The following is an 11179-nucleotide window of genomic DNA, read 5'->3' on the forward strand; positions in this document are numbered from 1 at the left end:
AACCGCATAAGTTTGAGAATATTTATCTCCAGTCGGGGCGTAGCGCAGCCTGGTAGCGCATCTGCTTTGGGAGCAGAGGGTCGTATGTTCGAATCATACCGCCCCGACCATATAATCACATGAGTGATGCATCATGAAAAATATTGATAACTAGTTTTAAAGTACACCGTTCTTGGCATCATAATTTTTTTCACGCTAATGTTTTGCAGATATTCTTTATATTAGTGCCTCGCTGGGTAATCTAGTGAATTACTAAATTTGATCGCTGAAATGACCAATCAAAATATACATTCATGGATTTGTTGACGTATTCGATCGAACTAACGGTGCTTAATTCTAAAAATTTCTTTTACAGACTTCATACTTAAATTTGTTTTGGCAATCTTCGGTTACTGGGAACAACGGAGAATAAAATGGTTTATTTAGATAAGAACGAGCAATTTAAAAAAGGGTTAGCAGTACGCACTGCTGTTCTTGACTCAGATCGGGTTAATAAAGGAATTACCGACGCTGATAATGACCCCTTTATGGCTGCTTTCCAACAAGCTGCAACGGAATGGGGCTGGGGTATGGTCTGGGCGCGGCCTGGACTCGACAGAAAAATTAAGAGTATGCTAAGCGTTTGTTTGCTTGCTGCCCTCGATAAGCCGGTTGAGTTAGAGCACCACATTGATGGGGCTCTTAGAAACGGTTGCACGCCGGAGGAAATTCGCGAGGTTTTGCTTCACGTAAGTGTTTATGCAGGAATGCCTGCAGGTCTTAGTGCAGCGCGGGTGGCGAAAAAATATTTTGATGAAAATAAAACTCAGATGGCCGCTGGATCGAAAGAAAGATAAAAAATATTCACCAATTATTCCCATTTATTTAAATGTCTTATTTCACGTGGTTTGACTTTTCGTTTATTCTGATGAACCGGAGGAAAGGGTCGTGTGTTAGACTATAAGATTCAAGACACAAAGTTACGATAGGGGTTTTTTACACTAGTCTTCCGACTTAAATATAAATCGTGCAAATGTTTCGTTGCATTAATTTTGAAAGGATACCTAATGCACGTTCGCATATATAAACCTTCAAAAACTGCAATGCAGTCAGGGCGTGCAAAAACTAAAGATTGGTGCTTAGTTTTTGAACCCCAGGATCCAGTGGCGCCAGACCCGATTATGGGGTGGAATGGGTCGAGTGATACAAGTCGTCAGGTAAAGCTTGAGTTTGAAAGTCAAGAAGATGCGGTAGAGTATGCTGAGAAACAGGGTTATACTTACACTGTTACGCCTGCAAATGAACGACGAATAAAACCCAAGGCGTATGCGGATAATTTTGCCTATGATCGTCGTCGGCCGTGGACACATTAAGTTCGCCATTCTGCGGCTGGCGCTAAAAAATTGAGAGGCTCCGTAGCTCAACCGGATAGAGCACCGGCCTTCTAAGCCGGGGGTTGCAGGTTCGAGTCCTGCCGGGGTCGCCAATTTTTCCCAACCCGATTACGGGTTTAACTTTCTTGTATCGTTTAAATTTTGGGCATAATTGGCATCTAATTTGCCAATACCGGTTCAGCACCTACCATCTTTGGATCATCTACGGCAGACGCTATAAAGTCAGCTACCGCTGACCGCGATATAATACCATTGCGCCATTCTGACGGGTGAAGGCGAATAGTGTATGGCTTGCTTAACTTTTGATTGGTAAGAACGCCGGGGCGAATTATCGTCCAATCTAGACTAGAATTTTTAATAAGGGACTCTTGAATCGACTTATCCCTATAAGCTACTCCAAAGCATATTTGGAATGGAACTTTCTGAAAACAATTTATACTTTGAAAGCTACGTCCTGCACCAAAGCCCGTGACTGAAATTAGTCGCCGTACGTTTGCATGCTTCATCGCATCTATCAGTATTCTGGTCGATTTAGAAAAAAGATCAATTGGACCTGTTAAAAGTTTGAGATTTAAGGGCACTCCAAGTGTTTGTACAACTACTTGATTAGGCTCAATAACCGCACAGACATCAGTTTGGTTGCACGCGTCGCCGGCTACATGCCTGAAATTCGGATTGCCGTCGCCAAAATCAAGGGAGCTTCGAGAAAACGCTGTCACCTGATGTCCTCGCTCAAGCAGCGCTTTTACTGTTTCGAGCCCTATACCTCGCGACCCACCCATTACTACTATTTTGCTCATCTATTATTTACCTCGCAAAAAAACATACAGACTAACTGTTGCATTTTTTCTCATTGATTCTCAACATTTATAAATTAACGGCGTACCGTTGTTTTTTTCTAAGGCAATTACAACGATTAACCACCTTTGTTTATTATTGAAATCGAACACATTTGCGCTACCATTTATTAGCAGTAAGAATGGTTTTAGGTGGGTTCTCTAATCAAATGCCTGAGGGACACACAATCCATCGCGCAGCTCGCGACCATAGAAAAGCTCTGATTGGTCATAGAATTAATGTGTCATCGCCACAAGGGCGCTTTTCCGATGGTGCAAACATACTCGACAAGCAAGTATGCTCCTCCATCGAGGCATTTGGCAAGCATCTCTTTTATAAGTTCACCTGTGAAATGTACCTTCATATACACCTTGGCCTATTTGGCCGTATACGAAAGACAAAAGTTCCAGCGATGGCGCCCCGTGGTCAAGTTCGGGTTCGTTTAGTAGGTGGTGATTGTTGCGTGGACATAAGTGGACCAACTATTTGTTCGGTTCGTAATCAAGAGGATTTTGATAGATTAATCTTGCGCATAGGTCCTGACCTGCTTCGTGATGACGCTGACCCATGTTATTTTTTTAAAAGGGTAAAACGCAGCAGGGCTAGGATTGGAACACTATTGATGGATCAATCCGTTGTGGCTGGTATCGGAAATATCTACCGGACAGAAATACTTTGGCGTCAAAAAATACATCCCTGCACTTTAGGAATGGATTTAAGCGACACCCAGTTAAAGAAAATATGGGATGACGCTAAGGTTCTTTTGCACATGGGAATGCAAAAAAACAGAATAGTTACTACCACAATGGATGTTAAAGGTAGGACCGCAGAAAGATTAAATATTTATAATAAAACTCATTGCCCACATTGTTATGAGAACATTGAAAAAATTGAAATTAATGGCCGGTCGGCATTCCTCTGCCCTAATTGTCAACCCATCGGATAGCATTACTTTTTTAAAGTTACACGTTATGTAATCAAAAATTTTTTCATGGTCGTTTATCATCCGTAAGCCATGTAGATGCCCACGTTGCTTATTTAATGGATTGAATAACAAGCTCAGGTGCTTTCGCTTTTTGTATTTGGCGTTCTTTCTCTAACTCCTCTCTTAACCCAATCGCACGCTTATAAAAACCGACTGCCTCTTTATAATCACCTAAATCAGTTAAAACTTTTGCTGCCTTTTCGCAGATTTCCGGAGAGTGCTGCCCAAATTCTACTGCCTTTCCCATAGCACCTTTAGCTTGGCTTTCTTCACCTTTAAGTAACAAAAGTTCTGCTATCTGAGCATGGGCATCTGCATCTTTATCATCGATTAATATTACTTTGGTGAATGCCTGCAAAGCCTCCGCATGACGACTTGTTCGCCGATATAAGGTGCCGAGGTTGACGAAAAAACTTGATTTAGTTCCATCGAGATTTATTGCGCGTTGCATCATCTTTTCAGCAACGTCAAATTGTTCAGCCTTAAAAGCTATGAGTCCAATTAGCTGCCACGCATCTGGATTTTCGGGGTATGATTGAAGGTATTTCTTTACTACTGACGTGGCCTCTTCAAAACGCCCTGTAAGGAAAAACTGTTGTGCTAATGTAAGTGAGGACCTTTCTGTGCGTGGTTGTGTTGGCTGAACGTTATCATCATTCATCACGTCTGTAAGTTTTTGAAATTCTCGTACTATAGTCTCTGATTTATCTGTCTCCCAAACAAGCCGTTGCGTTGGGCTAGCGATGGATAAATCGGAGTTGGGTGTAAGGCCCATTGATGCCAACATTGCAAGGCTACTATTTTCTACATTGGAGGTGATCATCCGAAACATAATGTAGGAAGCGATTTCGCTCAGCCAGCATAAAACGCCGGGCCCATTGAGTACCAGCAAATTAGTTTGGCATAATTCATAGAGCGCTAGGCGCAGGTCCAGGTTTACTTCGGCTTGGGGGCAATGGCTGAAGTCCTTTAAAAGTGGATTAATAATATTGAAAGAATTCTCTGTATCTCTCAAAATAATTGGATGAAAGCCGAGGCTTGATATTTTCTTTGCTGCTTTAGCCCATTCAACAATATTACTATTTCGTTCGGGTTTGTGACTGCTTTCTCGGAGTGTAATTGTTACAGGCCGAATCTCTGTGCCAAGGGAAGATAGCCATTGGGCCATGTAACTTTTCCCTTGCGCGGTTGCGCGGAGACGCGGAATTTCTTCGCCTGTTGCTGCAGCGGCGGCTATTCCAGCCCAAAGGAAGTCCCCGCGAGGTGATTTTGGGTGATATTCCGGGGGGAAGATGTTTTCTGAAAGTAAATCGAATTGTTCATTTAGGTCGGAGCGTTGTCTGCATATTGTTAGACGCACTTGATTTGGCATCAACCAACATGCAGGAACAGCAATTTGTTCGAGGCGCCAAATTTTATTTGAGGTGTTAAAGGCTGCATCGTCATCGCGGAAACCCTCATTTGAGCCAGGCACAATGGTTATATGTAAATCTTTAAGTTTACGGCGGCGTTTTTCTAATTCAGCAAGAATTAAAAAATTAACGAAGTCGAAGGTAATCGGACATACCTCAAGGTCGTAGAACGCGTTGAGTGTTTGGCCCATGGTTTGCATCGCATCCTTAATAGTTATTTATTAATATGCCTAGAAGAACTAGTCCATTAGAACAAAGAGTTTGCCATGACTAATCCCAAAGCCCAATGGGAAAAAGTAACAGCACTGAATATCGATCAGAATCTTAAGCTTGGTCCGATCTATAGTTATTTTCTTCTAAAAGATCCGAAATGTTTCACATTTGTGCTTTCGCGGTACAAATTTGCGTCCAAAATGCTCAAGAATAAAAAACGTATCATTGAGGTTGGCTGCGGTGAGGGTATAGGTGCTTTAATGTTGGCGGGAGAGACCAACGCACAAGTTGTAGGCTACGATTTTGATGAATCCCAGATAACATATGCACGGGAAAATTTATTAATACCATTTGAGGAGCAGAATCCACACGATCGAGGGCGCCTCTCCTACGAAGCGCGTGACTTTTCTAAAGACAGTGAGGCACAGAGTGCCTTCGATGGTTTGGTCTGTTTAGATGTAATCGAGCATCTCCCGAGGGGCGAGGAGGAGTTGGCATTTCTAAAAAATTGTAGAGGGTGTTTGAATGAAGGGGGAGTCGCAATTATTGGCACTCCCAGTTTGCATGCAAGTGACTATGCGTCGGAACGTAGCCAGATTGGGCACATCAATCTTTTCTCTCCTGATCGGCTCGTTCCAACTTTAGAGAATCATTTTAGCAATGTTTTTATGTTTTCAATGAACGACGAGGTTGTTCATACCGGTTTTGACAAAATGGCTCATTATTTGATTACATTATGTGTAGCATAGATCGTTTGTACAAAATAAGCGAAATAGAAGTCGCAATATAAACAGATTGATTTTCGGGAAATATTTTGGTTTCGAATTTTATGTACCGGTGAAGTAATAGGCTATATTAAGTTGAGAAGACGCTGAGTATGAAATCTCTAAAGTTTTAGGGGTTTTAGTTTTTTTGATATCTGACGAGGTTTTGGCTGCTTGTTGATGGAGAGGCTTTATGCAGGAACGCGATAGTTATAATATGGATGGTCACAAGTTGATGTGGCACCTAGATCGTGTCTCTCAGTGGCAGGCTGGAGAGAGAGTTGCGCCCCTCCACGTTGATATGGGTATAAGTGCCGGCTGTAATATGGCTTGCACCTACTGTTATGGTGTCATCCAAGGGCGGACAGGTTTCGGAACTGATATAAAAGGACGTTTCAACATGCCTGAAGCTGCAATCTTGCGTTTCTTTAGAGACGCAAAAGATATTGGAATACGCTCAATTGCGTTAATAGGCGAGGGTGAAAACACTCTGAATCCAGCACTCTGCAGGTCGGTTGATTATGCAAAAAGGATCGGGCTTGATTTAGGTCTTGCCACCAATGGAATTCGAATACCGAGGGATCCAGTTGAGCTTGAAAGCCTTTTGACTGGTTTGACGTGGCTAAGAATAAATATCAGTGCGGGCACTAAAGAGGCCTTCGAAAAAATACACCAAGTCCCACAATATGACCGTGTTTTGGATAATATTGATCGTATGGTTAAAGCAAAGAAAAAATATGGTTATCCGTGCACAATTGGCTTGCAGATGGTGATGACCAAAGAAAATTTCGATCAGGTAGTTCCTCTTGCTGAGCTGGGTAATCAGCTTGATGCTGATTATTTTGTTATTAAGCCATGCTCTGATACGTCGGACTATAAACTCGATTCCCCAAAGGAAGAATACATAGATAATTGGGGCGTTTTCATGGAGGCAAAGAAATTCTCTAAGCCGGGTTATGAGGTTATACCAAAAGTCGTGAAGTTAGGGAATTTAGGTCATAAAGATTATAATGTCTGTTTCGGCACCCAATTCTTAATTGCTGTTAGTGGCACGGGCAACGTTTTTCCTTGCGGTCATTGGTTCGATGTGCGCCAAGAGGAATTTTTAATGGGCAATATTATTGAACAATCATTTAAAGAAATCTTTGAGTCAGAACGGTATTGGGAAGTGCAGCAGCGTGTGCAAGCGGTAAACGTCAACAAAGATTGTGAGAGCAATTGCCGGCAACATTATTTGAATAGATTTCTGTCAGATCTTAATGGCCAGCCGAGAAACCTCAAAGAGCCGGATTTTACCCCGCAGCATGTAAACTTTATTTAGTCAGTCTTAAGTCTAAAAAAATTGAACAGGAGTTGTAATGTATGCGGGGCCAAAATCCCGCAGGCGTCTAGTGATGGGGCGAACTGCATCCAATGCGGTTATTATCACTGTCGCATCATGAATATCGTTAATTTCCTCCGGTCGTTTTATGCGCACTGGGATATGAGGGTATGTAAGGCCAGGTCGAAATTTACAGTCATCAAGTATACCATTCAAAAATGCGAGATTGCTCTCCATATGATATGCAAGCGTTGGTAGCATTTGGGCTGCCCCATAGGCGTACACAGGGCCCTCAAGGGCCACAATGGTGTGGGTAAAGTCTAACATTTTTCGCTTGAATAAGTTGAATTGCTTTTTAACTCTCTCTGCGGTGACAGCCTTAGTCTGCGGCACTTTTACGCCATTAGGTTTTTTTGTAAATGCTACAGCGATAGTACCGCCCCAGTTTCCTGGATGGATCCGGTGGCTGAAATAATAACCACCTGCCTCTTCCAACATTTTGAGGAAGGTCGAAATATTGAAATAATGAATGTGCTGGTGAAAAACTTGATCAAATCGAAGATTGCGAACCATGATTTCGCTGTCGGGTACTTCAATCAGAAATATTGAATCATCGTCTGCGGCATCCAAAAGGCGGCGAATTTGCAACACTGGTTCCTCGATATGTTCAAGATTATGGGTTGAGATTACGATGTCTGGAGCGATAGTGAGTTCCTTTGATAGCTGAACTTTTTCTAAATAATTTCCAATCACTCTCATATTTGCAGCTTTTTCAGGATCATCTTCTTTCCCGATCCAGATAGGGTCTATGCCGACAACCTGGTCTGCCATTTTTGACAATTTTGTGAGGAGCATAAGATCGTTGCATCCAATTTCTAAAATTGATCGAAAGCGTTGGTCTGGTCTCAGTTCATTCAAATATTTAAGGACATCGGAAAATGCAGTAGGGGTGATATGGCTCGCGCTTGAGCGATGCGTGTAATCATCACCGTACAGTTGTGCCGGCGGAATAATATGAGATAATTGCATGTGCAAGCAATCGCAACACATCAGTAGGGTCTGGTCAAAACCTTGTATAGGTCCTGGGACGCTTTCACTCACAAAAACCCCGGTAATTGGAAAATTTGGCAGCTTTATGACTGCTTCAAGGCTCTTACTTCCGCATATTCCGCAGCGATAGTTTTCTCTGATTTTAGTGTTGGACATTTAACTTACCTGTAGATTTTTGAATATTCTTGCAAAGCTTCTTGCCATGGTCGGAGTGCAGGCCGTTTTTCTGAAGAAATAGCAAGGCGGAGTGGTTTTGGTGGTCTCGCTATAAACTCTTTATCCTTTGCAGCTTCTATGCCGCTCGGGCTATTCAAAATTTTTGCCAATTTAGCAATGAAATCGAAATAGCTGACAGCACCGTGATTAGCGACATGATAAAGGCCGAAGTTAGCGCGACTAACAACTATTTCGGCCACTTCGTGTGCGGCGTCTTCCGACCACGTTGGGCAATCCATGCGATCATCAGCGATCCTAAGAGGATCACCAGCTATTAATTTTGTGATCATTTTCTCAACAAAACCAGATTTTTCATTGCGTCGATGGCCAAAAAGAGTTGGAAAACGTACTACATAACTTTTAGGATTTCGAGTTAGTGCATAATGCTCGCTTACAAGCTTGGTTGCCGCATACACAGTGTTTGGCGATGGAAGGTCGTACTCGGTATAGGGTTGGTGACTTTTACCGTCGAAAACCAGATGCGTGCTGGTCTGAACTAGTGCGATCTTTTTTTCTGCTGTCGCTTCAGCAAGGGATAGCGCAGCTTGCGCATTCACTTTATACGCATCTAATGGAGATGTTTCGCATTCACCTATGTCTATAATTCCAGTGGAATTAACGACAGCATCTGGTGCTTCTGCCGAAAGCGCGCAGGATATCTTCTGAGGTTGCGTTACATCTAATTCCGAGTGGCTAGGAGCAATACATTCTATCCCCCGCATTCTGCATATTTTTTCGAATGCAGTACCAAACTGACCGCGGTTTCCGAGTAATAAGATTTTCATGGAGCTTTCCTCTACCAAATAACCTTCTGTAGTATGCATACAAAATTTTATATAGATCCTCCTACTTGGTGTGAAATTTGCAAGCTTTAATACAGTTTCGTCGGGACATTAAAAGGGTAACCTATTCAGGTTGCTCTTCTCCCCGTTGCGGATCTGGTGCCTATCGGCTGCCAAGGTGGCTATTTATCGATCAATAAGCCGGAGACAACTGCATATGTCATATCAAAATGTTGCAGAAATAATCACTGAAACGGATAGCAATAGGACCGCCGACCTCTGTGGTTCGACCGAAGAAAAAACTGAAAGAGAGATGGTTTCTGAGATAACATCAAGCTCTAGTGAAATTGACCGAATAGCCAAGGCGCGGGAGTATTTAGAAAAGGGTATTTTAGACAAAGCATTTCATTTGATGACTGAGATTATTAAAGCGTCATTGGAACCTGATACGTTAATAAAAGCAGCGATCATTTCTCTTGAGTTAGGGCAGATCAAGCTTTCTCTCAAAGCACTCGATAAAGCCCGTGAACAAGGGCGAGGTATTTCGACTGAATACGAAGAAATCGCAAAGCCTCTTTACCAATGGTTTGGCAGCGAAAAAAAATGCGTGGACTACTGCGTAAATCAACACAACATACTTTTGAAGAAGCTTCCAAGCCTTGCCGAAACTTATTGTGTGATTGGTATTTTCGCAGCTGAGTGTGATTACGTGCGCTTAGCCCTTAAGAATCTTGAAACCGCACAATTCATAGACTCAGATGTTTTCAATAATTTTGACCTGCCTAAGGACACCATTGCGGCCCATTTGATTGACTGTATCTTAAGCATCCGCAAAAACCCCTATTTGACGGATTTGGCAAGGGAAACCCCAGCTTTTCAGCAGCCACAGCTACCTATCTTTGAGGTGATTAACCCTCCTGAGTTAAATTATCGAGATCAGGATGCACATCTGGCAATCGCACATTTATATGGTCAGGCTGCTGATGACATTGTTCAATGGGCAATGACTGCTCAAAATCTTTATGCATCAGCCGCCATAAGGGAGGCCATCACGGCGTTTGAGCGGGTGGTCGAATTACAACCTAATAATGATTTGGCGACCCGTGCTCTATGGCACTTGCCAAAATTAGATAATTCGGAACTCGACCGATTATTGTCTGTTCGGTTCGACGCTCATAAAATGGAGCGGTTGCGGGAAAAGTACTATGCTGCGCGGCAAGCAGACTTTTACTACAACATTGATATTGTTGGTACTTGTAATCTACGGTGCCCCTCATGCCCTGTTGGAAACTTTGATGATAGTGGGATTCCAAAGGGATTTATGGACCTGAATAAATATGAGAAGATCTTAGCGAAGATAAAAAAATCTCATGATCCATGTGTTAGTATAGCGATAGATATACATAACTGGGGGGAATCGCTGCTCCATCCAAAGTTGCCCGAATTCATAAAAAAAACCCGTGAATATGGCTTCCTTGTCGGTTTGTCTAGCAATTTGAACCATAATTTGAGCCGAAAAAAGCTAGAGGAAATTATCCGGGCGGAGCCAGATGCCCTGAGAATATCGCTGTCGGGATTTAGCAATGAAACTCATATGCAAACTCATACCCGTGGTGACATCAATATTGTAAAATCGAATATGCATCTGTTGCGTCATGTCTTAGACCGGACCAAATCGAAAACGGCAATTGAAATTGGGTATATGGTATACAAGCATAATTTTTCAGATGATTTCGTGCGAATGCGTCTATTGGCAGAAGAACTTGATTTTCATTTCGATTGGATCTTCGCTGTTTACATGCCAGTCGAAAAAACCATCACAGCCATTCGCGGAGAATATGACCAAGCTGATAAAGAAATTTTCGAAAATTTACCTGTAGATCCCCGTGAATGGAAAGAGCTGGTTGATGCGTCAGGTGCCTTCCGCAAGAATGTTCCGGGTGAATGCCACTTAAAAAAGCATAGAATGGCAATTAACTTTGACGGTACAGTTCCTATTTGCTGCGCGTCGTATTCTTACGACAATATTACAGTTAAAGATTTTCTTGAAGTATCGCACGATGACATACAGAAATGCCGCTCCGATCACAGTCTTTGTGGAGATTGTATGGAGTCAAACGCCTATTTCTTTTATTCAGGTGTTCACCCAGAAATGGGTGAAAGGAAAGCATATGAGACACTATCTGAAAAAGGTGCGTTTGTTGGGAAAGATGGCCGTTGATCTCA

At 42.5% G+C, this 11179-nt stretch carries 10 protein-coding genes and 2 tRNA genes; 8 read left to right on the forward strand and 4 right to left on the reverse strand.

Annotated elements, in window-relative coordinates; all coding sequences use genetic code 11:
* The first annotated feature begins 33 nt into the window (after positions 1-33).
* The 4 genes from VX941_09910 (at position 34) to VX941_09925 (ending at position 1465) form a co-directional block, all read left to right on the forward strand.
* A tRNA-Pro gene (locus tag VX941_09910) sits at positions 34-110 on the forward strand.
* 303 nt (positions 111-413) lie between these two features.
* Entirely contained in the window at positions 414-836 is a 423-nt protein-coding gene (locus VX941_09915; protein ID MEE2933721.1) for a carboxymuconolactone decarboxylase family protein, read from the forward strand.
* Positions 837-1046: 210 nt separating this feature from the next.
* Complete coding sequence (locus VX941_09920) at positions 1047-1352, forward strand: ETC complex I subunit (protein MEE2933722.1); 306 nt, start codon at positions 1047-1049, stop codon at positions 1350-1352.
* Between the two features lie 36 nt (positions 1353-1388).
* A tRNA-Arg gene (locus VX941_09925) sits at positions 1389-1465 on the forward strand.
* A 66-nt stretch (positions 1466-1531) separates the two neighbouring features.
* Here VX941_09925 and VX941_09930 read toward each other — a convergent pair.
* Positions 1532-2173, reverse strand: coding sequence for an NAD(P)-binding oxidoreductase (locus VX941_09930; protein ID MEE2933723.1), 642 nt, complete (start codon positions 2171-2173; stop codon positions 1532-1534).
* Positions 2174-2352: 179 nt separating this feature from the next.
* On the opposite strand from VX941_09930, the gene VX941_09935 reads away from it, so the two are divergent.
* The gene (locus VX941_09935; protein ID MEE2933724.1) at positions 2353-3156 is read left to right on the forward strand and encodes a DNA-formamidopyrimidine glycosylase family protein; all 804 of its coding nucleotides are present in this window, start codon (positions 2353-2355) and stop codon (positions 3154-3156) included.
* An 88-nt stretch (positions 3157-3244) separates the two neighbouring features.
* Here VX941_09935 and VX941_09940 read toward each other — a convergent pair whose 3' ends face one another.
* Complete coding sequence (locus VX941_09940) at positions 3245-4798, reverse strand: tetratricopeptide repeat protein (protein ID MEE2933725.1); 1554 nt, start codon at positions 4796-4798, stop codon at positions 3245-3247.
* Positions 4799-4873: 75 nt separating this feature from the next.
* Between VX941_09940 and VX941_09945 the strand changes: the two genes are divergently transcribed.
* Together VX941_09945 and VX941_09950 are read left to right on the forward strand one after the other, a co-directional pair.
* Positions 4874-5569 carry a class I SAM-dependent methyltransferase gene (locus VX941_09945; GenBank protein MEE2933726.1) on the forward strand — a complete coding sequence of 232 codons (696 nt, stop codon included), beginning with the start codon at positions 4874-4876 and terminating at the stop codon, positions 5567-5569.
* Positions 5570-5777: 208 nt separating this feature from the next.
* Positions 5778-6905 carry a radical SAM protein gene (locus tag VX941_09950; protein ID MEE2933727.1) on the forward strand — a complete coding sequence of 376 codons (1128 nt, stop codon included), beginning with the start codon at positions 5778-5780 and terminating at the stop codon, positions 6903-6905.
* Between the two features lie 12 nt (positions 6906-6917).
* On the opposite strand, the gene VX941_09955 is transcribed toward VX941_09950, so the two are convergent.
* Together VX941_09955 and VX941_09960 are read right to left on the reverse strand one after the other, a co-directional pair.
* Complete coding sequence (locus tag VX941_09955) at positions 6918-8111, reverse strand: methyltransferase domain-containing protein (GenBank protein MEE2933728.1); 1194 nt, start codon at positions 8109-8111, stop codon at positions 6918-6920.
* A 5-nt stretch (positions 8112-8116) separates the two neighbouring features.
* Positions 8117-8956, reverse strand: a complete 840-nt coding sequence (locus VX941_09960; GenBank protein ID MEE2933729.1) for an NAD(P)-dependent oxidoreductase — start codon at positions 8954-8956, stop codon at positions 8117-8119.
* A gap of 214 nt (positions 8957-9170) precedes the next feature.
* Between VX941_09960 and VX941_09965 the strand changes: the two genes are divergently transcribed.
* The gene (locus VX941_09965) at positions 9171-11174 is read left to right on the forward strand and encodes a radical SAM protein (protein MEE2933730.1); all 2004 of its coding nucleotides are present in this window, start codon (positions 9171-9173) and stop codon (positions 11172-11174) included.
* Positions 11175-11179: the final 5 nt, after the last annotated feature.

It is taken from the genome of Pseudomonadota bacterium (genome assembly GCA_036339585.1).
GTDB lineage: Bacteria > Pseudomonadota > Alphaproteobacteria > UBA8366 > UBA8366 > UBA8366.